Below are 24,519 nucleotides of genomic sequence, written 5' to 3'. Positions count from 1 at the left end.
GGGAGCAGTTTGCGCGGCAACTGCTCCCTGTTTTCATTTAAGTGAACGGGCAGTTTAGCGCAATAGTTATTCATCCTTTACAATTTGAGCATGCTCCATGTTAATAGGAAAAGGCCCCTCTTTAGGAGCCCGATTAATTTGGGTTTATTCTTGCTTTAATAAATCTTTAATAATACCCGCCAACATATCAGTTGTTCGATACACTTCCTCAAGGCTGTTTTCTTGACCACCGATTTCAATCAGGATTGAATGGGGATGCATTTCCTGGTTATAAGTATTTTTTGTCTCAGTGGATGTAACTACTCCCTCTGAAACACCAGGATACAATTCTTCAAACTTATTATTGATTTTTTTTGCAAATGTTATATTCTCAGAGGGAATTGCAATAAATTTGATTGATGCGACATCAAGATTGTTCCATTTAACAGTTGATTGTTCTCGGTGTACTGAATCCCTATGAATATCAAATATCATGTGAATTCCAGGGTATTGCTGCAAATTTTTGCTTACTGTTTCTTTTGAATAGTCGTAAGACCTAGAAAATTCGAACTTTTGTTTTTCTTCCTCTTCGTAATCAGTATTATCAGCAAGGGTTCTAACGCCTAATTCGTTTAATTTTACTGCCAAGTGTTTTCCCACAAGTGTTATATTTATATCTTTTGAATAAGCTTGTTGATTGGGTGGTATAACAGTTCCTGGTGTTTTTAACATATCAGGTAGAAATGATTCTTCGTAATGACTATGGTATATAAAAACTTCAGGATTTTGTAATAGGGGTTTCTGTACTTCTGGTTTGTCTACAGCTAAGGAGGAAAACAATCTATACCCCGCATCGACTGAATTTAAAATCCCCTCTTTCCCTCCAAATGAAGTAATCCAAAGAACTGTAATAAGAACTGCCAATGAAAGGAATCCCGCATAGAAACTTCTAATAGTTTTCTGTCTCTTACGTAATTTCAGAGCTCTTTCAATTAAATCGCGTTTTGTGGCATGAATAAAATCAGCACTTGGATAAATCTCCGGTGAATTCTTAATCATCCTCAAGATTTTTTCAGTTTGGTCACTCATATCCGGTACTCCTTTCCATTAAAGAAGATAATGTTTTCTCAAGCATCCCCATTGAACGGTGGTAATTGACTTTAACTTTTGATTCGCTACACTCCAAAATTTCGGCTGTTTCTTTAATCGAAAGTTCATTGATACCACGAAGAATTAAAACAGCTCTATAATTTGGTTTCAACTTTGAAATTGCACCCCATAAGAGCAATTTCGTTTCCTTAGTTTCTAATTGCTCAATTGGTGAATCATCTTTCGAAGTTAATTTCAAGAAAAAAGCATCTGTGAATAAAGAATAAAACTTTTTCCTTCGATAATGGTCGATAGCAACATGTTTTGCAATTGAAAGTATCCATGTTTTTAGTCCTGATGTTTTATTGAATTTGGACAATGATTTTAAAATCCGAATAAACACTTCATGGGTCAAATCTTCGGCATCGTTACGATCCCAATGAAACAAATTAGAAATTGGTACACTTCTTTATGATATTGCTCATAGATGAGTTGAATGGTGGACTCCAATTGGTTTTCGCCATTAATGTTTGGAATTATGTATTCAATATTCTTTGTCTCCTCCAATACATTACCTCCTATCAGGTTTTCTAATTATATAGTCGAATAAGCCATCGTAAAAGTTACAAAAAAATTCAATTGTCATTTAGCATATGACGGCAGCTTTCTCAATTAACGACTATATTAACGGGGGGAATATTTTTTACTGGATATCCATTATATGTTAATGTTTAGATAGACATATTGTAGTAAATGAGTTGCAATGAGGAGGACAATGATGAAACGGATGCCATTTGAACGTCCAACGGACCATTATGATAAACGAATTAGTAATATTGATGAGCAAATTTGCGATTTGATAAGACAACGAAAGGATATATCAGATAATAATCCAGGTTTCCCACCATTTGAGTATATCTCTAATTGGGCAACTACTTTTGAACTCTACGAAGATTTCTTGAAAGCCGTATTTGGAGCAGGATTGGCAACGGACAGGGCTGGTAAAATTGGGGGGCATTATAGATGAGCAAGAAACTAGAAATGAACGGTCTATGGGAATCAAGTCGGATGCTGCTTCCTCAACATAAAGAGTCCGCAATCAGAGTTAAGGAAGAAAAGCAAAACATTCAGCGGCAAGTACTCGATGAGCAAGAAATTCATTTCATTTCTAATACACTTAGCCAATCCCAAATTTACAAAAGAGTTGTACAACTCACCATATATGACAAATATCAGTCGCGTACTGTTTCGGGTGTAGTGACGCGCAGTAAGCATGGAGAATTTCGTTTGGATACCATTGATCCGTTCAGCGGGTTAGAGGATTGGGATTGGATCAGATTTCAAGATGTTCTTAAGGCGGAACTAAGTAAAGAATGGACAGAAGCAGAGAGGATTGATCCGTAGAATATTCAATAATGCTCATTTCGGTCAATGAACGTTGAGGTTCTAGTCGATTTGCGTGGTGAAGCTACGGAGTGTGCCTATCCTACAGATGGCGTAGAATGGCTTCAGAGGCCGTTTGGTGACATTGCAGAAGTCTTCATACCAACAAGCTATAAATCACGTTGTAGAGGCGTATAAGAGCGTTAAAAATGTTGGATTCCATTGCGGTGGTGGAAAAGGACGTACTAGCGCTGTGGCAATTGGTACTTTGATTACTTTAGGTAAGAGTGAGAACATCAAAGAATCGACCCAAATTTCATTATTTCTTTTCTGACAATAACGTGCAGAGATGTTCCAAAAAGTATTGATTGTACATGAGGTAAATATTAGGGCATTAAGTTCAAGCTGCCGATATTCGGCAGCCTGTTTTATTAACGGGTAGATTACTAAGAGCGGACAAACCCCAAGAAATTCCATTATAATAAGATTAAGAGCATTTATTTGATACCATGTTGGAGGAACTTATGGGCAATGGACATAAAAGAAACGAGCCTTGTATTTGCGGAAGTGGGAAAAAATATAAAAACTGTTGCTTACATAAAGAAAATTATATTCCCTTAAATGCCATACCAATTCCCCATAATCCTGAACCCTTCTTGAATTTCGTACCCAGCACTGAATATCAAGGCCAAAAGATACGTGCAATATGGAACACTCTCTACTTTCGACCGCTACTTGAAACATTCCATGAATTTTTAATTTTAATAGCTTATAGAATGACCTATGGTAAAGATTTTCATGAACTTCAGGTGACGATTCAACCAGAAAAGCGTCATGTTACGTTTAAATGGTGGGTGGCATTCTGCGATTGGGGAATGATTAACTCCGAACATTTTTTTGAAACAGAACATGGCAAAATTTATTTCGGTAACACTACAGGTGAAGTTCAATCCCTCTTGCAACACGCTTTTGATTTGTTCTGCCTTCAGACTGTAAATCGTTTGCCAGATTTTTTTATTGAGAGATTGAAAGACACACACGAATTTCAAGGAGCGCGGTACGAGGTAACTGTCGCAGCAATAATGGCTAGAGCAGGATTTGACATTGAATTCTTGGATGATAAAAACAAAAGCGAAACCCATTGTGAGTTTATCGCTACACATAGAGAATCAGGACAGCAAATTGGTGTTGAAGCCAAAAGTAAACGAAGAAAAGGAGTACTGCATGAAGAGGGAGTATTTGATGAGGAGACTGATTTTAAGGGCAATATAATGCACTTGTTCAGAAAAGCAAGAATGCAAAAGCCAGTAGGAATTCCATTTATCATTTTCATCGATATGAATCTTCCTTCAAAAGATGTGGATCTACAGAATATAGAGGTAGAACCAGAAAAAACTTGGGAAAATGATATTGATCAAATTTACTCTAACTATAAAAGTAAGCAATCACCTATGCCCGACCCCTTTAACGCATTATATTTCACGAATTTTGCTTACTATTATTCTGGCAACAAAAGCGATTTGAATCCGTCGGTGGCATACATTAAAAAATCAGATTCACCGGAACATGGAATCAGTAATATAGCTGTGCTTGATTCAATTCTTAATTCCATAATGAGATACTCAGTGATACCTAAAGAAATTTAAACTATGTAATCATTTTAGAAAAAACATTTTATTCAGTCCTTATGTGGGGAATGCAACAACGAAAGGTGGACTAGACAAAAGATGATTAACGGATTAGGTACATTTGATTATAAAAACGGAGAAAAGAAAATCGAAGCTGAGTTCTACTTTGATTGGAGTCCAAAAGCACTATCTAGGAGAAGTTTATTACAAATCGAAGCGGTTAAAAATGAAACAAACATATTTCAGGAGAATTTCATGACGCTCCCAAATCATTCTTGGGAGTTAATAACTAAAACTAAAGATAATAGACAGTTTATCGCTCAAAACCTTTTCCTCAAATCAGTTTCTGAGAGTGAGGATAAAAATGGGATAAGCTATATATTTGGTTGTAGTTCAATTGAGATCGGGGATAGAAACGAACAGTTTGAATACATTGAGTTCTATTTTCCGAATGTATTTATTGGTTTCGATGAATTTGAAAAAAAAGGGTCATTCAATTTCTTAAATAAAAGCAACTTAACGTTAGAATACAACGATACATATACTTTAACTTTTTCAGGTTTAAATGAAACTTCAATTCATGAAAAGAAAAAAGAAATCATCAGTAAAGGTAATGATATTTCCACATTAAAAGTCATTGTACAAAAAGCTTCTAGTAATCATATATACTTTTCAGAAGCAAATAAGGTTATAGAATTAGTATCAGATCTTATGAGTTTTGTGTACGATGGGCCAGTAAGCTGGATCCATGCTATAGCGTATCAACACAATGAGGAGGTATTTAATTATTTTAGAGATGTGAAGTACCCTCGGTTAGGAACATTTAGAAAATTGATACGTTTTGAATTTCCCTATATTCTGACTTCTTACATCTCAAAGGCTTTTACTGAATATAAGTCATTTAGTGAGGAAAAACAAAAAGCTATAAGGACTTTCATTAATGGCTTGCACTTTTCATCTGAGAGGCTCGTATTCCCGGCTCCCTTTACTTCTCTAGGCTCCTCTATAGAGGATTATATAGAACGTTCGATACCTGAAACTGAATCTAGATATATTAGTAAACCAGTTAGAAAAAAAATGATTGATCCTAGTTTCGAGTTGTGGGTAAGAGAACATATCTTACCATTGCTTAACGAAGTTGATAGGGAAGACTTTAGTGAATCTAACTTAAAACAAAAAACAAATGCATTACTGCAAAGAAATTTAAAATCTAGAATTATAAACTTACTTCATCATCATGATATTATTTTCGATCAAAATTGGGTAACTGATTTTGTTAAAAAAAGAAATGATGCTGCACATGGAGCATATATTCACGAGAAGGATGATTTTTTGAAATGGACACGTATGGCAGCTTTACTTGAAAAAATAATATTAAAGCAACTAAATTATACTGGTGAGTACATTGACTGGTCAGAAAGCCCGCCACAACAAAAGAGTTTTTAAAACGTACATAAAGGGTTCGTAGTAGTGGTAGTCTTGGACTTTTTTTCGCATCAATAACCAAAACAAAGCTAGGCGCTGTGACCACCTGCTTCATTTTGGTTATTAGTTTCGATTTTATTCGAGTTAATAATTAATCAGCTTTCTCCGGCATCATTTGAGCAATGAGATCTGAAGCTAGGGTCTTTGAACCACTGAACCCCTTAATGTATTTAAGGTTACCATTTGACGACCAATCAAATTTCTTAATCTTCTTCACATATTTTGTAATACGAATATAATCAATTTGCTTTTTGTCCACTGAAACTAATTCAGAGAAAATTTCTGACCCTGAAATGGCTAATGCATTTAAACAAACAATGTGAGTAATACGATATTCTTTATAGTCCATCCATTCTTGACTAAAAATTTCTTTCAAACCATTAAAATAAAAAAGACAAAGCATCAATTTTTCTTCTTTCGTAAGGTTCGATACATTAGTACTTTTCAAAAGGAGCTCTAGTACTCTATATAGATTTTGTAGCGTGACATGTCGGCCAGCATTTCGCTTGCCAGTAATAGTACCAATATTGAAAAAGGGACTATCGTTTCGAAGTATTAATTCTGTAGCGATCCAACTTAGATCATCAGAGTGTCTTCGTAAATAACGGCTAAGAGAAACGCCTATTCCCTTTGCTTTTGTATTAATTGTATCAAAGAGTTGAATTTCTTCATCCTCGTCCAAATAGTGCAATGCAAGAAACGGAATGTTTATTTCAGAATTGGTTTCTTGAATATATCTTTTGATCCCTCCTAAACGATGTTGCCCGTCCATTAAGGATGCTTTTTCTTTGCAGAGTAGTCTACCGTAGGATGGCCTATATTTATCATAAGGAACGAAATCCCATTTTGATTCGGCATTAAGAAGAATTGGTGTAAATAACGAGTTGTCTCCCTTTGATAAATAAAGCGCAAAATCATTTGCTCTTTTTGTGTCTACGGGGCGTTGATATCCTTTGCCAGACGGAAGGTCGTATGGTTTTACATAAGTGATCTGGATTGCATCTGAGGCAGCTACATGTCCTAAATACGCGACCTTACCTCGCATTTTATATTGAAGGACATTTTCAATAACATGCTGTTTAAGTAATATGCTCATGTCCTGTCTCCCTATCTTGTAGTATTTACATTCATTTTATGTATTATAATACATAAAATCAAATGGTATTATGTAGTATAATGATCTTCTTTAGTTGCACGGACAAGCCTACTCTAATTAATGAGGTGGTAGAATGTCCGTACTTTTTCAGCATGTTGGCAAAAAAATAAGATTTTATCGAAAAGCAAGAAATCTAACGCAGGAACAGTTGGCGGAAATAATCCCATTAGACCAATCCCATTTGGTAAGAATTGAGAAAGGTACCGTTAATATAACTTTGGAAACTATTGAGAAAATATCCGCGGCGTTGAAAATTCAACCTGGTCAGTTATTTGAGACGGATAGAAGTAATAAGGATGCGAACAGAGAGGATTTAGAAAAAATTCAGATCTTGCTGTTTGATAAAAGCCGCGAGGATATTAAAAGAGTGAGTAGTATTTTAAAGGAGATATTTTTAATAAAAAAGAATTCTGAGTAGTTATATAAAGTGTGTAGAGGCTGTTTATGAATTTTCGTGATGGGGATGTTTCTTTATATTTAGGGAGTTGTTGAGTGCAGTTACTAAGCTAAGCAGAACAAAAGTTTAATGATGCAGACGTCGTCGCGGTGGTCTGCATCATTAAACATAATTAAATACCATCCGACATCACGTTAAATATATTCAATTGATAATTAATCTCATTCTGTTTCCTAGCTGCATCGAACAATGCTTGTTTAAGGTGAATCGAAAAGGCAGTAGTCCGCGAGGAAGAGGTGCAGTTCTTTATCGCGCTATCGAACATTTCTTTTGTCCCGATGATAAATGCTATATCGGTTGCTCTTGTGATTGCAGTGTAAATAAGTTGTCGGTTCAGAAGCGGTCCTGCTGTAGGATACAAGGGAATGATTACGGCTCGATACTGTGAACCTTGTGATTTATGAACAGATATACTATATGCACAATCTAGTTCGCCAACTGCCGCTCCTGAAACCTGCACTAGCTCTCCATCAAAATCAACAATTACACCGTCGTCTAGGTATTCGACCACTATCCCCGTTGACCCATTCATGACCCCGTTTGTTCCTAAATCGTAGTTGTTTGCCGTTTGAATCACGCGGTCTCCGACAGAGAAGGGGATTCGTTGGTTAATATCGACCCTGCCTAGCTTCTTCCGGACCATCGAATTGATGTTTCTTGTACCACACAAGCTCTTTCTCAATGGCGAAAGGATTTGAGTTTGTTCTAACGGGATGCCAACAAGCGGTAATGCTTCGGTAGCCAGTCGAACTGTCCATTCAGCTCCCGTTCCTTCATTTTCTTGGCTGATGAGAAACACCCCTTTTAGCTGATGTTTCCAAGCGGGGAGGTCTGGTGTTTTTCCTTGTCGGATGTCTGTCGTGATGTAGGGAATGGGGTTATCGCTGGCTTGTCGGTGGATGCGAATTAATTCAGCGGACGGAACATTGGACTTTAATAAATCATTTAATATTTGCCCTGGTCCGACGCTCGGCAATTGTCCGGCATCGCCTACAATGATTAGACGCGTGTTCTCATTAACCGATGCTACTATGGTACTCCAGAGACGCAAATCAACCATTGAGCTTTCATCAATCACAAGCGCTGTTAACTCGATATCCTTCCTGAAATCGAAATCCCGTAGAGAGTATCCAAATGTTCGGTGAAGAGTTTTGGTTTCTTTACCCGTCGTTTCTTGGATGCGCTTAGCGGCTCTACCCGTAGGGGCAGTAAGCATAACCAATTCCCCCAAATCTGCTAAGATGGAGCGAATAGCATCAATCACTAATGTTTTACCAACTCCAGCGCCGCCGGTTAGAACCAATAAACGATGATTCACAGCCTCATGAACTGCGAGGCGCTGATCAAAGTCTAACTTAATGCCCTTGGTTCTTTCGTATTCATCAAGCCATTTTTCAACCCACTCAGTGGATGCAAGTGGATAAGAGTTGTAACTGAGTTCCGCGAAGACTCTAGCCACGGTCCTTTCCTGACTAGCAATACCAGTTAATTGAACGAGGTTCTCGCCAGCAAATATTATAAACGGTTCTTTCAAAAAATTTTGGATAGATTCTGGAGAAACGGATAAAATTCTACTCGATTTCTGGAGCAGGATGTCGGTGTACATTGCTGTATTACCACGACCAAGATATTGTTGTAGAACGTGAATGACAGAAGCCTCAAGTCTTCTGCGGTCGTCACTAGGAATTTGTAATGTCATTGCTATTCGGTCAGCGGTTTCCCAATCCGTAAATGATAACAAACGATATGGGTTTTCTTGTATTTGTTCTACTGCTTTATCCAGATAGAGCGTGGCTAACGGTTGCAATAATCGCAATGGCAGCTTATTTTCAACAAGATATCTGAGGAGCTTCCAGCGATATTGAAGACCATTAAGGGCTTCCAAAAGGAGCCTGGCTTTATTGGGGGTAATGATGCCTTCGCGCTCAATGCGATTTGGGTCATTTTCAAGGACTTTCCATAGCTCATTTCCATAAGCGCGGACTAAACTAGATGCAGTCGAAGCACCTATGCCAGGGAATTGGTCTCCCGATAAAAGGGCGATTAGTTCATCACTTCCCGTTGGCATGACGGGATATCCTGAAGTTATCTTGATCTGGGCCCCATATAAAAGGTCATGTTCCCAAACGCCTGAAATAGACCATATTTCGCCTTTCTTCACACGACCTAGTGTACCAATAGCTCTCATGGTTACCCCATCGCTACGAAGACGCAGAGCGCTCCAACCAAAGGCGTTCTCATAAAGGACTTCTTCAACAACCCCACGAATATTGATGCAATTTTCGTCAACTGACAACTCAGGTTCACCCCTTATAAAATAGAACGCCCCTCAGATAGTAGATGGTTTTTGAGACGTAAACGCTCTACTTCTGCTTCCAAAAAGCGCACTTTTTCATTGGATTCAGAAAGCAAGAGTTCCAACCGATTTGCCCGTTCCTCTGCTTTCTGGAGACGCTTTTCAAGGATGCCTGTGTCCTTCTTAGGCCTGTCCGCAACGGGCTCCTTCTCCTCAGTTTCTGTTATGGAAGGAGTATTAGTAATTACCCCAATCTCTTCAAGTCGGGCTCTGATTTTTGGATTCTGATAAAGGGTAGCCCTGCTACAGCCAACCCTTCTTGCGATTAAGGCACCATTTAGCTTTTCTCCAGTGATTTGACATTGGTGAATTAAGTCATCAACTGCTTCAAGGATTGCTTCAGGCGACACCCTATTTCGAGGCATGGTTTTTGCCCTCCACAACTGGAAGAATGTTGTTTTCAAAGGACTTCCATATAGTTCTAATGCGCTCTTCGACTACCCCTTTCATCTGTAGTTCCCTAATTAGAAAATCGAAACCAGTAAGTAACAGTTGGTTCTTAGTTTCCGTTTTGTTCAGATGAACTAACTGTTCTTCAAGTTTGGCAATTTTGTCTTTCGCTTGTTGGAGCTCCTTTTCTATTCGTTGGGTTTCGATAAAAAGAAGCTTATTTTGCTCCACGGCAATTTTTAGGTTTTCGGCACCCCTCGGTTTCGCTACTGGAGACAACTTTCTTTTCTTGTGAAGTCTCGAATCCCTACGTTCCTGAATCTTCTTGGCATCATCCGGATAGTTTTTATATAAAACACTTTTCGAGATTCCAGCTTTTTCACAAAAATCCGTAATGGTAGGATACTTTCCGCCTTTTTCAATCAATTCTTCCCACGTTCTAGCGATTGCCTCACCCGCATGTGCCTTTCTCGCCATTGTTTATACAACCACCTTTTGGTCGATTTCATTAAGGAGGGATTGCTTGTGTGCAATGATAGCCTTATAGTGTTGAGCCATTATGGATTCAGGGTTATGTTCCAATTCTTTAGCTAAATCCTCAGCATATACATCAATTTCGTTAACCATTACTGTTACATCCTCTGGACCATAAAGGTGATATTTACAACAACCTTCACCACCATCGCAGTTAATATAGCATTTGTTTTCATAAGGGCAAGGCCCCTTCGTCAAAGGCATTGTGCAGTATCCATATCTTGTTGTCTGTACGAGCAAGCCAATTTCTCTAAAACTCTCTAATTCCACGGTAGATAACGCGTCTAACTTAACTTCTTTATTGTATACTAGTTCGGTCATATAGCCCTTCAAATCACCATTTATGACGAGGGTCTCAAATTTATCTCTCGCAATAGCATCTCTATCCATGTAAACATCCGTCATGTTTACTGTTCTGTGCTTCAGATCTGCCTGTATCGTGCCAATACTAGCTCCACCAAGTTTAAGTGCTGTGGCTCTATGGTGTCTAAACTGGTGAAATCCCGCAACTTTCTCCATATCAACATCGTAGATAATTTTATGTCTTTTCAAAAAACCTTGGCCACGAGATTCTGAAAACCAATTTTTCATATCATAATAACTAATTTTCATGTGCTTCCCTTTTGTATCTCGTTTGATGAACAATTGCGTTTCTAATTCACTCAGCGCCATATCACTCGTTAGCTCTTGAGCAGTTCGAACTGCTTGTATCACATCTTCAGAAAGGGGATAGGGCACAAAGACTTTCTGCATTGCTTTCTTCATTTTTGTTTCATTCCATTGAAACCAAATACCTTTCGCTTCATCTTCTTTAGTTGGAATAAGCGGATTTCTCCCGCAAAGAAGAACGTGGGAAGAGCGACGACCCGTGGCAATAATAATCTTCAGAGCTTGGCAATAGACTAGATGATTGCTTGCCTTTACCCTTTGAATTAGTGCAGATTCAAGTTTTTTAGCTTTGGACTTTCGATATTTTATCGAGCTGATATACTCCTCGTCGATTCTATGTAAAGCTTTCCATAACTGTTCTTCTTCATCCTCTAATCTCGCCCAAAGTTGGTTGACAAACTGTGGAGGAGCTGCTTTCTTTTTCTTTTCAGCGAGAGTTTTCGGTTTTGTGTACCCGTTAAAGCGATGAAGTAAATAAAAATTAGGGGATACAATGTGCTTATTCTTCTCCTTTAGAAAATTAGCGAATTTTCGAACAGGAGAATAGAGTTTAAATTTCATTACCTCATTTGTTTGGAGTCCTGAAACATAGTTAGCGAATCCACTTGCAATCCCAAGATCCAGTTCACTAATACTATTCATGTCAGGATGATAGGTGGTTAGGTATTTGGCAAACTTTTCACATGCGGTTATTGTTTGCTTTAATACCCCATTAGCTGACTTTTCAAATGCGAGCCTCCATGCAAGAAATGCTTTGATAGACGGTCTAATCCATTGAGGGATATCAGTGAAATCCAACACATTTCCGTAACCTCTTGTTGCTTGGGTTGCTCTATAATGTAAATCCCATACTTCATCTGAAAAGTTGAAACTATCGCCTAGCCTTAAATCATTCTCAATAAATTTTCGATACGCTTTGTTTTCACCGTAGTTAGGAGTTTTTTTACGTGAGATTTGAATGAGTTTTCTGCCATTAAACGGTGAATATTCTGTTCGAATTATTGCGCCTATAGCATCAAAATCATAATTACTCGATACATATAAACGTTTCATAGGCTATTTCTCCTTCTTAGTAACTCGTTTTCTTATGGAACCAAGCTTAGCATCAGGCTCTTTTATTATTACCTTTGCTACTGCTTCTTCTATAAGATGAATCCATGCTTTAAACATCTCCGCTCGGTTGATGCTGTTTTGTTTGGTTCTGTCGAAGGAATCATCCTCCGCATCCTTTAAGACTCTTTGTAATTCTCGTTTGTAGTTTTGGAGTTTGTTAGCCATTGGAACTAATTTTTTACACCCAATGCAACCTATAATCTTTCTTTGACAATCAATTTCATCAGTGTCGTCATTAGTCGGAGCGCTGCACACCCCTAAGGTCACATCACGTTTCTTTTTTTCTGCTTCGTATTTAGCTGCTAGTTCGGGATGTTCTTTGATGAATTCTTCGTCGCTCACACAAGGATTTCGTCTGCTAAAGGCAATTTCTGCTGCTCGAATTCCAAATGCATCTGTGACTTGGTGGGATAATTCAATATTGTTTTGAGCAATGTAATGTTTCTGAGTTGTCAGTACATTTTCATGTCCAAGCAAGCTTTGCGCAATTGCTAAATTATCAGTAAACTTAGCAAGATTTGAACCAAAAGTTCTCCGTAAGTTTGTCCCGTTAAACGAATCAAATGAAATGTCGTATTTTTTCTGGAATTTTTTATAGTGCACTTGGTTCATTAAGTTAGCGTCGGTAACACGAGGAACTACCCTATCTTTAAATTTTTTATTACGAACTAAACTCACACAAAGCGCATCAGTTCCTAGTTTCTTCCTAATAGGTGCAGACCACGCTATGTATTTCCTAAGTAAACCCAATGAAGCATCATCAGCAAAGTGAATTTCCCTCTCTGGTTTTCCTTTCCCTCTGCCGACCGCCTTCTGACATCGAAGCATCCCGTTTTTCTCATCAATGACATCGGTTACTTTCAAGTTAAGTAATTCCACTGTGCGAATGCCATACTTGTAACCTAGCCAAAATGCAACAACAACTAGGAAATCGTTTTTATATTTTTCTTCTGAATTATCCGGTGATGAGTCCAAACATTTATCTTTTTCTTTCCTTGCAGCTTCTAATAACTTTGTTAATTGTTTCTCAACAAGAACACGGTCGGAGTTATCCTCAGCCATTCTTGCATTTAAATCCTTAAAATGTGTGCTTGTTACTTTCAAAATGGCTTCTGCTGTAATTGCGGATGCTTGAGGTAGACTGAGTTGGTCTGCTTGGAGAAAGGCTAGTCGCAAGTTTACCAACCGTTGTCGGATTGTGGCTGGCTTGTGCTTCTTCTCTTTTTCACACCAAGCGGCAAAGGCTGCAAAATGGAATTCATCCAAATCATCGTAGCCGTCCCAAATAATATCAGTGGGGTTTATCCATTCATGAAAAACTTGTATTGCCGGTACTATATCTTTTGCAGTATGAAACATTTGTTTGTCTATAAAATGCTGAACAATTGTTTCCCAAAAAAAACGATATGCATGGGGGATGTGTTTCCAAAGTAAAGAAGTTTTATAACTCCGATGTCCTTCCTCCCACTCCAAGATCCATTTACCATCAGGCAATTTCGTTATTGGATTCTTGGTAAACTGTAAAACATTTGCCATTGTTTAAATCTCCCCCGATAAGATACTACTTCTTGCATAGATATTAGCTAATTTATCTCTCCTCTGTTTCCCCGACTGGTGGATATATTTCGCGGAGCTTTCTATATTGCCATGACCCAATTGAAATGCTATATCGTCTATACCAAGCCCATGTTCTGCTAACTCAGTGGCATACGTATGTCGTAACATATGAGGGTGGACGACATTGACGGATAAGTCTTCACAATGTTGGTTCATAGTGTCAAAGAAGCACTGTATAGCTCGTCGGGTAAACATTTTTCCATATCTTTCTTGTATAGGATTGGATAGTAACAAACCATGACATGATTCCATTGGTCTTACCGCTTTCCATCTGGCGACGGTCTCCGCTAGTTTGCTGGTGATTGGAATTTGCCTTTCACCCGTCTTCAAAGATTCACCATATTCTGCTAACAGCTCTCTATCCTTTGGGTCTGGCGAATTCTGCACTTTCAAATCGTGACTAATTTCACCACGCTCATTGCGGACTTCTACACAATTAAAGGGGAGGGAGAGGACTTCGCCACGCCTTAAACCGGCTGATACCATAAGTTCAAAAATAACTGAATATAAACGATACCTTTGTATGTCGTAATCATAATATTCTCTAATCCACTCTCTAATCTTAGAAACATCGCTTGAAACCAAGTGTTTGTAATTCTTACTTCGTTCTTGAGGTGTTTTAATCTCTACTAACTTCTTTCTCTCCTCAGAATTATTTAGATAGTCAAAATAACCACCACGTATTCCCGCATGTTTTTCCTTGAAGATTTCTGCCTGGCTTTCTGGAGATAAGCACCACTGAAGGAATCTTCTTACCTCTCCGATGTAAGCCTTAATTGTTGTCGTATTTTCACCCTGCTGTTGAAGGCTACCTTTATACTCTTCAAGATGTACGACCCTTAGATTTTCAAACTGGATGCCTTGTTTATCAAGCCATTGTAGAAAATACATAATGTATCTTGTATAGGATTCGATGGTGTTGGGAGCTTTATTTGTGTTATGAAGATGGTGTAAGTATGAATGAACAGGATACATTGGGAATCCATCTTTTGCGATTGTCGTAAAACTTTTTAATGTGAACGCTTCAATGTTGCTAATAATTTTCATTTCTTTCATAGAAATTTTTGACATGGAATATTATCCCTCCAATATTTATGATTATAGTACACATATCGACGCAAAGACAAGTGGACATATAAACGTTAAATTAACTTTAAGTTATTCCACATATAATACATTAAATTCGGAAAAAAAGAGAGGAGAAACAACCGAGAGCCCCTTCTCAATTAGTAGACATAAACACGTCATAATATACTAATTTTTAGTGGATGTGGAATAATGACTTTAACCCCCAATTTTCCCTTTGTATCAAGTTAAATTAGTAGATATAATTGTGCATAGAAAGATCAAGAAATAAGCGGGTCTTAATACCATACAATAGTGGAAGTTCAGAAATGGAGAGGTCGTGCTTGTGTGAATTCACACAAGCACTTTATTTATGGTTAGCGGATGAAGCGCATGGCTTTCATCCACATGCACGAAGGCGTCGTACCGCCGAGCCATAAGAGAGGGAACGTAATTCCCTCTCTCATGGCCAGGGCGGTACACGACCCCGATGGCACGGTGCCCCAGCACCTCGTGCCCGAGAATCGGATCCTCCTTGCTCAGCAGGAGGATCTGATCGTACGCGCCGGCGCGATGTATGAGCTCCTCCCAGCTGCCCGGCTGGGCAGGGGGCACTTGCATCGTCGCCATCGGCGCGCCCCAGGATGTCGCGGCGATGACCGTGCCGCGGTAAGTGCCGAAGCCGATGGCGAACACATCGGCTTCGCCGTGCGCTTCGCGCACGAGCTGGCCGACGTTGACCATGCCGTCGGCTAACATATCCGTAGCACGCGCATCACCGACGTGCGTGTTGTGCTCCCAGACGATGACTTTGGCGTCTGGGCCGTGGTGGTCGGCGAGGCGGCGCAGCGCGCTGGCCATGTGCCGGTCGCGGACGTTCCACGATTCCGCGTCGTGACGAACCATGGTGCGGTAGTAATCCTCAGCGTTCACAGCAACAAGCGCGTTTAATTCCGCGCTAAGAGCTGCTTCGCTGTCTTCTTCGTACCGCACGCGTTTCGCGTGAAGTGCTTGAAGCAGCTTCACAACCTCATCTTGGCAGCTTTCGCCGTAAAAAGCCGCCGAAACCCCGTAATTTTGCCCCTCCTTCTCATAGGAGTCGAAGCACTCAAATGCCTTCCGCGCCAGAGCTAACTGCTCGGGTGTGCCTTTTTCCTGTAAATAACGTTCGATCTCTTCTAGCGACTCCCATAAACTATAGACGTCCAGACCGTAAAACCCGACTCGCTCTTCCACGGGCTTATCTGCATTGTGTTGGTTGAGCCACTCCATCAACTCCCCAACCTCTTCATTCGCCCACATCCACGTCGGCCAGCGATTAAAAGTTTCCATGACCTCTCGGGAGCTCGGTTTTGCATCCGTGTACTGCTTCACATAGCGATTGACCTCATAACATGAGGGCCAGTCGCCTTCAACAGCAATAAAAGAAAAACCTTTCGTTTCAATCAATTTACGGCTTAGCTCCATGCGCAGCTTATAAAATTCCGATGTACCATGCGTTGCCTCACCGAGTAAAACGTACTTCTTGTCCCCGATTGCCTCTACTAATACATCCAAATCTTCGGAGGTGCTCAGCCGCATAGCTTGCTGTCTAATCTGTTCCACAATGGCGTCTTCAACTTTCACTTGTTTGACTCCTATTCCTAAAGATTTACATTCTGTAGTATGTACAAAAGTGCATACAAAAAAGCCATTTGAACGGAATCGCTTTTTTTGTAACACAATTGGAACATTCCTGTTACACTTCTCTAACATAGTGGGTGTATTATAATAAACAAGACCCCCCTTTTTTAATATAAACTTTGGACCTGGCCCCGTTGGCTAGGTCCCTTTTTTTGTTTGTAGACTCAAAATCCTTCCTTGTATGGCAATTAGTCATTGAACTATTAAACAAAAACAAAGATAATGAACTCACTTACTTCAGGCGGGGAGGAATATGTGTGATTAGGATGATTATTGCCGATGATGAGCCGATCACTCGAATGGGCTTGCAGTCCTTAGAATGGGAAAAAGAAGGCTTTGAGTTGGTAGGGTTGGGGGCCAATGGATTGGAGGCTCTAGAGCTGATTCGAGCTATTCAGCCTGATCTGGTATTGACCGATATTAAGATGCCGGGTCTGGACGGACTAGCCTTAATGGAACTTATACAAGCAGAGAATCCATCGGTCAAATGGGTATTTATTACGGCTTACCATCAGTTGGATTACGCGATGACTGCGATAAAATTGGGAGCCGTTGGTTTTGTTCTCAAGCCTACGGATCCGGATGAAATTATGCTGGCTTGCAGAAAAGCCAAACAAATGATTGAAGAGGATCGCAAGCGGAATGAGTTAGAGCTTGGTCTGCGGCATCAGTTGAAGGAATATTCGTTTACACTGCAAGGCATGTTGGTACCGGAGGGTGAAATATCCAAGCTGAATGAAGTGATTGCGCAAATCATGGATTATATAGAATTGAATTACATGCAGGAAATGACCATTGCCAAAGTTGCGGACATGCTTCATTATCATCCAGACTATTTGAGCCGCTTATTTAAGAAGGAAACGGGAGAAAACTTCTCAGATACACTTACCCGAATTCGTATGCAAAAAGCTGTGGATATGCTAGCAGACCCGCAGATTAAAGTATTTGAAATAGCCAGCCGGGTGGGAATTCGAGATTCCAGATATTTTGGACAAATGTTTAAAAAACATTACGGACAAACGCCAAACGATTTTCGTAAGCAGTTATTTTCTAGACATGATGAACGAGGTGGGCACTTAAATGATACGTAACCAGCCAGTAAGCAGGTTGCGGCAATGGATACTGGACATGAAGATTCAAAAAAAATTACTAGTGTCCTTCCTCATTTTGAACCTTATTCCATTAGCTGTGATTGGCACATTAACTTATCAAAAATCCCGATCGCTCATACAGGAAAAAACAAACGCTTATACCACCGATTTGTTAACCGAAGTAAGCAAAAATATTGAGTTCAAGATGAAGGAAGTCAAGCGGCTGTATTATTCCCTTTTTACCAATAAAGAAATAAGGGATGCACTAAAAAAAGCCAATCTAGGCTTTCATAGTCAACTGGAATATTTAGATGAAATGAACAAAATTATGCTCTTGTTGGATGGTGCTATCATTGATAGCGAAGACGTACAGGACATCAGACTTTACGCTTTAAGTAACGATGTCTTTTCGTCGGGAAATGTCTTGAAATCCAATGATATGGATACGCACGATTGGGATGTACTGAAAGAGAATGAGGGCAATTTAGTTTGGATGAATACGAATCCCGAGCAGCTAACGATTACAGCTAGAAGTTCTATGTTTGATGTAGGAAACCTGAAGAAAATCGGCTATTTTGAACTTCATCTTAAAGAAGACGCTTTATATTCGGTTTTTGCGCAGACGAAATTAAACAATGAAGGCGAAATGTATATTATCAATCAGAATGGAAGGATCATTTCACATTCGAATAAATCTTTGATTAATACGACCCCTGATTACCCGTATATAAGTCGCGTGTTACATGGACCAGAACAAGATCATACTAGTGAGAAGATAGACGGGATTAACTATATAATTACTTATCATGCCATCGGGAATACCGATTGGAAGATCGTCAGTGTCATTCCGGATGCTAAGTATTCGCAAACGTCTATTGAATTGAAAAATTGGATGTTTGTTATCTTCATTATCTGTATTGTGGTTGCTTTATTACTTGCCTATTTTGTGTCCAATAGTATTTCTAAACCCATTCGTCAGCTCTCCGCAATGATGAAAGATGTGGAGAAAGATCGCTTTGATATTCAATTTAATTACAATTCCCGCAATGAGATAGGGGTGATGAGTCGAAACTTTAATCGGATGATTGATCGTATTCATCATTTAATCAATACCGTTTATCAAGAGGAATTGTTGAAGCAGCAGTCGCAGTTAAAATACTTAATGTTCCAAATTAACCCTCACTTTCTCTTTAATACATTAGAAACAATCAATTGGCTTGCGCGCATGAAGAACGTTCCTGAAGTAGGGAAATTATCCAAAGCTTTGGGTGATTTAATGCGGGAAGGAATCAAGGGAAAAGAGTACATCCCCCTCGACAAGGAATTGGACAATGTGAATAAGTATGTCTATATTCAGCAATATCGATATGGAGATAAAATTACCATTTCTATCGACATAGATACGAGGGCGCTGCCCTTGTTAGTTCCGCGATTTATTCTGCAGCCGTTGGTGGAAAATGCGATCATTCACGGTATGGAAATGAAGATTGACCAAGGGCTTATTGATATTCGAGGTTTTTTTGAGGATGATTTATTTATCATCACTATAAGTGATAACGGAAACGGGATCGAGGCTGAAAGACTAGCGCAGATTCGGGAAAATTTGCAAGTGACTGTTGATGATTCAGGTATGGGAATTGGATTGATTAATGTACATCAGCGGGTTCAATTGCATTACGGAATGAAATTTGGCTTGCAGATTGACAGCGTCGTAGGTCAGGGCACAGTGGTCACATTAACCTTACCGCGCAAAGATGAGAAGAGGTCGGCAGATTCAACCATGAAGTAAGGAATACCGCATACTCGTTTGAACCCATTTCATCTAAGCTTAGATAGTACAACATTATAGAGGAGGGTTTAAATGAAAAAGCTTAAAAGCATATCAGCATCAATCACCGCTATTTTTGCACTCACGGCTGTATTGTCTGCTTGCGGGACCGAGAAAGCAAGTGAGGCGCCAAAAGCTAGTGATGCTCCCAAAGCAACGGAAGCGGCTGCAAAGCCAAAAGATAAGATAAAAATGAAAGAATTTGATTGGTTAGAACCGGAAAACAAGGGGATCAACATCCAGAAAGATCTGCTTGCAGAATTTAATGCAAGAACAGATGTGAACGCGACTTTCGAAGCAGCGCATCTCTCAAGTACAGCTTTTTATCCGAAATTAAATGCTCAAATCGCTGGAAATGAAGCGCCGGATGTGTTCACTCTGCATGCTGCCGGAAAATTAAAAACGTATGCGGATTCAGGAAAAGTGCTGGCGCTTAATGAATACTTGGATAAGGATCCCGCGTGGAAAGATCGCTTTATCTCTGGAGCGTTTAATTTATTAACATTCAATGACAAAATTTATGGTGTTCCGGTTAACTTCGCGGCAGCTACCTTGTACTACAATAAAGACATTTTCAAAAAGAATAACCTTGAAGTACCTAAAACGTACGATGAGTTAAAGCATGTGATTGATGTGTTGGTTAAAAATAAAGTGACACCGATTGCAATGGGCGCCAAAGATGCTTGGGTTAGTGCCTTATTTAGTGAATTTGTAGCCAATCGGATTGGCGGTGACGCACCGTTTAATGCATTAATGGAGGGCAAAGGCACTTGGCTTGATCCTTCTTACATCGAAACAGGCCGTGTATTGCAGGAATTAACAAAAATGAAGGCATTCCCAGAAGGGTTCCTTAGTATTGACAACAGTGCAATGACGAGCATGTTCCAAAATGGTCAAGCGGCCATGATGGTTACTGGCAGTTGGGCAATCAATACGTTGGTAAATGCCGATTCCAAAGTGAAGGATGCCGTGGGCATTGCTAAATTCCCAACATTCCCGAATGGAAAAGGGGATATTGACACTTGGTTGGGTCAACCTGCCTTTAACTTAGTCATAAGTTCAACGGCAAAAGATAAAGATGCAGCTGTTAAATATCTGAAAGTATGGTCCGAGGACAAAACACAAAAACGTGTTGGTGAAGAGCAAGGAGACATTCCAGCTACGAAAGTTACTTTAGATCCGGCTAAAGTGCCAGGGTTAAGTAAAGATTTAAAAGATCAAATGTCCACCATGAAAGGGATGTTCATCTTTTATGATGTGGGACTGGGCGCGAAGATTGGGGACGAATATAACAACACGATCCAATCTATCTTAGCAGGCAAATCACCGGAAGATGCGTTCAAGAGCTTGCAAGCTTATACGGAGAAAAACCGCTAAACCAATAAAATTTTCTTATGGAGGGAGAAGATATTCTTCTCCCTTTTTTCATCAAAACAATAATGGAGTGGTTGTTTATGGATAAAATGCTGAGAAAAGTCTCGACCATTGCATTCTTTATAACCCCTGCCCTGTTTCTATATTCGGCAATCGTCTTCATCCCCGTCATCGCATCGATTTATTTAAGTTTTTTTAATTGGGATGTTCTGAATCCGATGAAGTTTATAGGGTTGGACAATTATATGCGGATGTTTTCAGATGATGATGTATTTTTTGTTACGATCCGTAACGTGTTATTCCTCTTAGTGACTAGTTTGGCGATTCAACTGCCATTTGGTTTTTTTCTGGCCTTGATTCTGACTGGAAACGTGCGAGGGAAAGATTTCTTTAAGCTTGTTTTCGTTATGCCAGCATTCCTATCGAGTGTCGCCGTGGGTATGATGTGGACATTTATATATCATCCGCAGATCGGTATTATTAATAATTCACTTGATTGGCTGGGGCTAGATTCACTAAAGCACCTGTGGTTGTCTGAACCCACAACGGTGATGTGGGCCGTTACAGCGGTTGTATCTTGGCAATTTATTGGGTATACCATGATCCTGTTCATTGCAGCGATACAGAATATTTCCGAGGAAATCTTTGAGGCCGCGCGTCTTGAGGGTGCTATCGGATGGAAATTGGTATGGCATATCACCATGCCATTGCTTAAACCGATTATTAAAGTAAATACCATATTAATCTCCATAGGTTCCTTAAGGTTTTTTGATCTTGTTTATGTCATGACGGGCGGAGGACCTGCCAATGTATCACAAACACTGGTCGGTTATTTGCAAAAACGTTCCTTTGGTCAGTTGGAATATGGCTACGGCAATTCATTAGCTGTCATCTTGCTCGTTATGTGCTTAATCGTTACATTTGTTATTAATAAATTAATTCCTACCAAAGATATCGAAGATTGAGGAAGGAGGTACGCATATGGAGCAAAGTTCAAGAATGATTCGTCCAATTCAAAAGCTGTTCACTTATTTATTTTTAGGAATAGGGACGCTTGTCTATATTTATCCGTTGTTCTGGCTTATTGTGAATTCACTCAAGAAAACACCGGAAATATTCGAACATCCATGGGAACTTCCGCTGCATTGGCTGTGGGGGAACTACATGAATGCATGGATCACAGGGGGAACAGGCCGTTATTTTTATAATTCGGTACTGATTACGACAGTCACTTTACTTCTCGTCTTACTGTTGGGTTCAATGGCCGCCTTTGCGATCATTAAATTAAAGTGGAAAGCATCGAAAGTTACGTTGGTTTATTTTTTGATCGGTTTGATGGTTCCGCTGCAAGCAACACTCATACCATTGGTTATATTCTTCTCTAAATTAAATCTGATGAATTCGCAAATCGGCTTGATTCTTATTTATGTTGCCTTTGCTTTGCCTACATCGGTACTGGTGCTAAGCGGTTTTATGGGTTCCATTCCCAAAGAAATTATGGAAGCGGCCATTATTGATGGCTGTTCGGTTTACGGTGTATATTGGCGGGTTTTAATGCCTTTATTGGTACCGGCGCTTATGACGGTTGGCATTATTAACTTTGCCGGTATCTGGAATGAACTGCTGGTTGTACTAACTTTCATTAACGATGCCAAAAAGATGACACTTCCGATAGGACTTTTGAATTTTCAGGGTCAATACGCAACGGACTTTGCGCCGATGTTCGCGGCCATTGTGATGACAACCCTTCCGTCGATCCTTGTAGTCTCCATTTTCAATAAACGGATTATTTCCGGCATTACTGCGGGATCTCTCAAAGGCTAGAAAAGAAAAGACGCTATAACCTAATGATAGACTGGTTACGCGTCTTTTTTACGCGTCTTTTTCATGATAGCGTGGTAAAATGGGGAAGAGAACATGATTGTTTGGAGAGGGGTCACACAAACCAATGAGTGCCGAAATCGAAAGAAAGTTCCTATTACCCGCGTTCCCTGCGGCTGAACTGGACAATAATGAGATAACGATAGTTTCAAAGCAGTACATCTATCAAACGTATTTGGCCTTTTCGGAGGATCAAGAAATCAGAGTGCGCCAGCTTGTTGATCGTTCTGGAGTGTCGCATTTTACACATACGTTCAAATCGGGGCATGGTATGGTTCGGGAAGAGATTGAATATAACATATCGGAGCCTATATATAAGCAGCTGCTTGCACGTACCGGGTTAATCCCATTGGAGAAGATACGTACCACGGTTGAAGTTCAGGGGCTCCATTTTGAAATTGATGAATATAAACAAGTGGATCTCGTGGTTGTCGAAGTCGAGTTTCCAGATGTTGAAGCTGCGCGGCTCTTTGAAGTACCTTCTTGGTTTGGGAGAGAGTTAGGGGCGGAGGAAGAATTCCGGAATAAGTCCATGTGGGTCAAACTGCAGACGCCATGATAAAGATTTAGTTAAGTGATGTTTCGATTTCCTTACAATTGATTAATAACTTCATCCATCGAGATAATGTACATAAGGCCGAGTATAATGACCCAAGTGCGGTCATCGCTTGGTCTTTTCGCTTTTTTCAGAAGTGTTAATCAATAGGGGCTAGTCAGACGAACGCAATTGATTTTTATAAGCATATTGAAGCAATAGATTGGCAAGCTGCACTCGCCAGTCTTGAAGGAAAAGAAAGCATTCTAGTCGTCATGCTCCAATTTAACTGCTATATCAATTTTAGACACAAACGTGATAATTCCAGCCATTGTTGAGTGATAACCTCGGCAGTATGATGAAGGTAAGGAAAGACACTTTCTCAAGCAGAAGGGGGGATAGCTGCAATGTTTGTTAAGAAACAAGATCGTTTGTCACCAATCACGGAAGAGCAATATGAACAGTTCGAAAGAGACGGGTATTTGCTTATTAAGAAAGGCTGCAGCAGCGATCTCATCGATGCCTTTAATGGACACATTTATGATATTCGTAACCAAGCGGAAGTACCCAAATGGGCAGCTTGTGAAGAAAGCAAGAAGTTCTCCCTGCGGTTGTTTAATCCTCACAAGTATGACAGCTTTTCACGCCAAATGATGAAGCTTCCCATCATCCGTGGTACGCTAGCTCAATTAATGGGCAGAGAGGCTAACTGTGTGCAAAGTATGTACTTCTACAAGGAACCGGGTTCACCGGGACAGGCTTCGCATCAGGACTACTACTATATTAAGAATGACCCCATGACAATGATCGCCGCTTGGATCGCTTTGGAAGAAGTCGTCGATATCGAAAATGGCTGCCTCTGGGTCATCCCTGGCACACATAAGCTTGGACTGCTGCCTCACGGCGCTGTGAAAAATATTGAAGAACACGAATCATGGACTGACGAGACAGAAGGCGCAGACCTTAGCAAGCAAATCCCAGTCGAGATGGAAAAGGGAGATATCCTCTTCTTTAGTGAGCTGCTCATCCATTCGTCCAATAAGAATCGAAGCAAGGACCGTTGGCGACGTTCCTTTGTATGTCATTACATTCGCGAGGACTCGTTTGTTACTCAGAGGGAAGATTTGCGAGAAAAATTTCCGTTGTATTAATGGAGATTTGAGCTCATGTTGACCCTATGAATGTTGATTCAAGCTAACTCTTTTT

At 39.9% G+C, this 24,519-nt stretch carries 23 protein-coding genes; 12 read left to right on the top strand and 11 right to left on the bottom strand.

Annotated features, from left to right (window positions below):
• Nucleotides 1-144 precede the first annotated feature (144 nt).
• Genes spoIIP through ASG93_RS36420 form a run of 3 tightly spaced genes read right to left on the bottom strand, consistent with a single transcriptional unit; the run spans nt 145 to nt 1,635 of the window.
• Complete coding sequence (spoIIP, locus tag ASG93_RS18540; RefSeq protein WP_056834097.1) at nt 145-1,068, bottom strand: stage II sporulation protein P; 924 nt, start codon at nt 1,066-1,068, stop codon at nt 145-147.
• Nucleotides 1,061-1,483 (bottom strand): RNA polymerase sigma factor, encoded by a 423-nt coding sequence (locus ASG93_RS18535; protein ID WP_235550888.1) that lies wholly within the window; start codon nt 1,481-1,483, stop codon nt 1,061-1,063. Before ASG93_RS18535 ends, spoIIP begins: the two co-directional genes overlap by 8 nt.
• Nucleotides 1,480-1,635, bottom strand: coding sequence for a hypothetical protein (locus tag ASG93_RS36420; RefSeq protein WP_235550887.1), 156 nt, complete (start codon nt 1,633-1,635; stop codon nt 1,480-1,482). Before ASG93_RS36420 ends, ASG93_RS18535 begins: the two co-directional genes overlap by 4 nt.
• Before the next feature lie 208 nt (nt 1,636-1,843).
• Here ASG93_RS36420 and ASG93_RS18530 point away from each other — a divergent pair, with 208 nt between their 5' ends.
• The 4 genes from ASG93_RS18530 (at nt 1,844) to ASG93_RS18510 (ending at nt 5,525) form a co-directional block, all read left to right on the top strand.
• Complete coding sequence (locus ASG93_RS18530) at nt 1,844-2,095, top strand: hypothetical protein (RefSeq protein WP_156410953.1); 252 nt, start codon at nt 1,844-1,846, stop codon at nt 2,093-2,095.
• Nucleotides 2,092-2,472, top strand: a complete 381-nt coding sequence (locus tag ASG93_RS18525) for a YolD-like family protein (RefSeq protein WP_056834093.1) — start codon at nt 2,092-2,094, stop codon at nt 2,470-2,472. Before ASG93_RS18530 ends, ASG93_RS18525 begins: the two co-directional genes overlap by 4 nt.
• Nucleotides 2,473-2,975: 503 nt before the next feature.
• A complete protein-coding gene (locus tag ASG93_RS18515; protein WP_056834088.1) occupies nt 2,976-4,097 on the top strand; it encodes an SEC-C domain-containing protein in 1,122 nt (373 codons plus the stop codon).
• 81 nt (nt 4,098-4,178) lie between these two features.
• Nucleotides 4,179-5,525 (top strand): hypothetical protein, encoded by a 1,347-nt coding sequence (locus ASG93_RS18510; protein WP_056834086.1) that lies wholly within the window; start codon nt 4,179-4,181, stop codon nt 5,523-5,525.
• A gap of 130 nt (nt 5,526-5,655) precedes the next feature.
• Here ASG93_RS18510 and ASG93_RS18505 read toward each other — a convergent pair whose 3' ends face one another.
• The gene (locus ASG93_RS18505; protein ID WP_056834084.1) at nt 5,656-6,660 is read right to left on the bottom strand and encodes a DGQHR domain-containing protein; all 1,005 of its coding nucleotides are present in this window, start codon (nt 6,658-6,660) and stop codon (nt 5,656-5,658) included.
• A 133-nt stretch (nt 6,661-6,793) separates the two neighbouring features.
• On the opposite strand from ASG93_RS18505, the gene ASG93_RS33655 reads away from it, so the two are divergent.
• Nucleotides 6,794-7,138 carry a helix-turn-helix domain-containing protein gene (locus ASG93_RS33655; RefSeq protein WP_063891905.1) on the top strand — a complete coding sequence of 115 codons (345 nt, stop codon included), beginning with the start codon at nt 6,794-6,796 and terminating at the stop codon, nt 7,136-7,138.
• Nucleotides 7,139-7,289: 151 nt separating this feature from the next.
• Here ASG93_RS33655 and ASG93_RS18495 read toward each other — a convergent pair whose 3' ends face one another.
• The 7 genes from ASG93_RS18495 to ASG93_RS18465 form a co-directional block, all read right to left on the bottom strand.
• Entirely contained in the window at nt 7,290-9,473 is a 2,184-nt protein-coding gene (locus ASG93_RS18495; protein ID WP_056834082.1) for an AAA family ATPase, read from the bottom strand.
• 14 nt (nt 9,474-9,487) lie between these two features.
• Entirely contained in the window at nt 9,488-9,898 is a 411-nt protein-coding gene (locus tag ASG93_RS18490) for a hypothetical protein (protein WP_056834080.1), read from the bottom strand.
• Entirely contained in the window at nt 9,885-10,349 is a 465-nt protein-coding gene (locus tag ASG93_RS18485) for a hypothetical protein (protein WP_156410952.1), read from the bottom strand. Before ASG93_RS18485 ends, ASG93_RS18490 begins: the two co-directional genes overlap by 14 nt.
• 54 nt (nt 10,350-10,403) lie before the next feature.
• Nucleotides 10,404-12,179, bottom strand: coding sequence for a tyrosine-type recombinase/integrase (locus ASG93_RS18480; protein WP_056834077.1), 1,776 nt, complete (start codon nt 12,177-12,179; stop codon nt 10,404-10,406).
• A 3-nt stretch (nt 12,180-12,182) separates the two neighbouring features.
• Complete coding sequence (locus ASG93_RS18475) at nt 12,183-13,775, bottom strand: tyrosine-type recombinase/integrase (RefSeq protein WP_056834075.1); 1,593 nt, start codon at nt 13,773-13,775, stop codon at nt 12,183-12,185.
• Between the two features lie 3 nt (nt 13,776-13,778).
• Nucleotides 13,779-14,927, bottom strand: coding sequence for a tyrosine-type recombinase/integrase (locus ASG93_RS18470; protein WP_056834073.1), 1,149 nt, complete (start codon nt 14,925-14,927; stop codon nt 13,779-13,781).
• A 348-nt stretch (nt 14,928-15,275) separates the two neighbouring features.
• Nucleotides 15,276-16,547: an erythromycin esterase family protein gene (locus ASG93_RS18465; RefSeq protein WP_321166693.1), complete on the bottom strand. Its 1,272-nt coding sequence runs from the start codon at nt 16,545-16,547 to the stop codon at nt 15,276-15,278.
• Between the two features lie 323 nt (nt 16,548-16,870).
• Here ASG93_RS18465 and ASG93_RS18460 point away from each other — a divergent pair, with 323 nt between their 5' ends.
• The 7 genes from ASG93_RS18460 (at nt 16,871) to ASG93_RS18430 (ending at nt 24,464) form a co-directional block, all read left to right on the top strand.
• Entirely contained in the window at nt 16,871-17,695 is an 825-nt protein-coding gene (locus ASG93_RS18460) for a response regulator transcription factor (protein WP_235550890.1), read from the top strand.
• Nucleotides 17,685-19,484, top strand: a complete 1,800-nt coding sequence (locus tag ASG93_RS18455) for a sensor histidine kinase (RefSeq protein WP_056834069.1) — start codon at nt 17,685-17,687, stop codon at nt 19,482-19,484. The genes ASG93_RS18460 and ASG93_RS18455 overlap by 11 nt, the downstream gene beginning before the upstream one ends.
• Nucleotides 19,485-19,556: 72 nt before the next feature.
• Nucleotides 19,557-20,900, top strand: coding sequence for an ABC transporter substrate-binding protein (locus tag ASG93_RS18450; protein WP_056834067.1), 1,344 nt, complete (start codon nt 19,557-19,559; stop codon nt 20,898-20,900).
• A 77-nt stretch (nt 20,901-20,977) separates the two neighbouring features.
• On the top strand, nt 20,978-21,862 hold the full coding sequence (locus tag ASG93_RS18445; protein ID WP_056834135.1) for a carbohydrate ABC transporter permease: 885 nt from the start codon (nt 20,978-20,980) through the stop codon (nt 21,860-21,862).
• Nucleotides 21,863-21,878: 16 nt separating this feature from the next.
• Nucleotides 21,879-22,721 (top strand): carbohydrate ABC transporter permease, encoded by an 843-nt coding sequence (locus tag ASG93_RS18440; protein WP_056834065.1) that lies wholly within the window; start codon nt 21,879-21,881, stop codon nt 22,719-22,721.
• 124 nt (nt 22,722-22,845) lie between these two features.
• Nucleotides 22,846-23,337, top strand: coding sequence for a CYTH domain-containing protein (locus tag ASG93_RS18435; protein ID WP_056834062.1), 492 nt, complete (start codon nt 22,846-22,848; stop codon nt 23,335-23,337).
• 383 nt (nt 23,338-23,720) lie between these two features.
• Nucleotides 23,721-24,464 (top strand): phytanoyl-CoA dioxygenase family protein, encoded by a 744-nt coding sequence (locus tag ASG93_RS18430; RefSeq protein WP_056834061.1) that lies wholly within the window; start codon nt 23,721-23,723, stop codon nt 24,462-24,464.
• Nucleotides 24,465-24,519: the final 55 nt, after the last annotated feature.

Source organism: Paenibacillus sp. Soil787, from assembly GCF_001429545.1.
In the GTDB taxonomy this organism is placed as follows: Bacteria; Bacillota; Bacilli; order Paenibacillales; family NBRC-103111; genus Paenibacillus_E.
This window is presented reverse-complemented; position numbering and strand designations above follow the sequence as displayed.

Excerpts from the sequence above, each read along its gene's own strand:
- spoIIP (WP_056834097.1), bottom strand. The coding sequence starts at position 1,068 with ATGAGTGACCAAACTGAAAAAATCTTGAGGATGATTAAGAATTCACCG.
- ASG93_RS18530 (WP_156410953.1), top strand. The coding sequence starts at position 1,844 with ATGATGAAACGGATGCCATTTGAACGTCCAACGGACCATTATGATAAA.
- ASG93_RS18525 (WP_056834093.1), top strand. The coding sequence starts at position 2,092 with ATGAGCAAGAAACTAGAAATGAACGGTCTATGGGAATCAAGTCGGATG.
- ASG93_RS18515 (WP_056834088.1), top strand. The coding sequence starts at position 2,976 with ATGGGCAATGGACATAAAAGAAACGAGCCTTGTATTTGCGGAAGTGGG.
- ASG93_RS18510 (WP_056834086.1), top strand. The coding sequence starts at position 4,179 with ATGATTAACGGATTAGGTACATTTGATTATAAAAACGGAGAAAAGAAA.
- ASG93_RS18505 (WP_056834084.1), bottom strand. The coding sequence starts at position 6,660 with ATGAGCATATTACTTAAACAGCATGTTATTGAAAATGTCCTTCAATAT.
- ASG93_RS33655 (WP_063891905.1), top strand. The coding sequence starts at position 6,794 with ATGTCCGTACTTTTTCAGCATGTTGGCAAAAAAATAAGATTTTATCGA.
- ASG93_RS18490 (WP_056834080.1), bottom strand. The coding sequence starts at position 9,898 with ATGCCTCGAAATAGGGTGTCGCCTGAAGCAATCCTTGAAGCAGTTGAT.
- ASG93_RS18480 (WP_056834077.1), bottom strand. The coding sequence starts at position 12,179 with ATGAAACGTTTATATGTATCGAGTAATTATGATTTTGATGCTATAGGC.
- ASG93_RS18475 (WP_056834075.1), bottom strand. The coding sequence starts at position 13,775 with ATGGCAAATGTTTTACAGTTTACCAAGAATCCAATAACGAAATTGCCT.
- ASG93_RS18470 (WP_056834073.1), bottom strand. The coding sequence starts at position 14,927 with ATGTCAAAAATTTCTATGAAAGAAATGAAAATTATTAGCAACATTGAA.
- ASG93_RS18460 (WP_235550890.1), top strand. The coding sequence starts at position 16,871 with ATGATTATTGCCGATGATGAGCCGATCACTCGAATGGGCTTGCAGTCC.
- ASG93_RS18455 (WP_056834069.1), top strand. The coding sequence starts at position 17,685 with ATGATACGTAACCAGCCAGTAAGCAGGTTGCGGCAATGGATACTGGAC.
- ASG93_RS18450 (WP_056834067.1), top strand. The coding sequence starts at position 19,557 with ATGAAAAAGCTTAAAAGCATATCAGCATCAATCACCGCTATTTTTGCA.
- ASG93_RS18445 (WP_056834135.1), top strand. The coding sequence starts at position 20,978 with ATGGATAAAATGCTGAGAAAAGTCTCGACCATTGCATTCTTTATAACC.
- ASG93_RS18440 (WP_056834065.1), top strand. The coding sequence starts at position 21,879 with ATGGAGCAAAGTTCAAGAATGATTCGTCCAATTCAAAAGCTGTTCACT.
- ASG93_RS18435 (WP_056834062.1), top strand. The coding sequence starts at position 22,846 with ATGAGTGCCGAAATCGAAAGAAAGTTCCTATTACCCGCGTTCCCTGCG.
- ASG93_RS18430 (WP_056834061.1), top strand. The coding sequence starts at position 23,721 with ATGTTTGTTAAGAAACAAGATCGTTTGTCACCAATCACGGAAGAGCAA.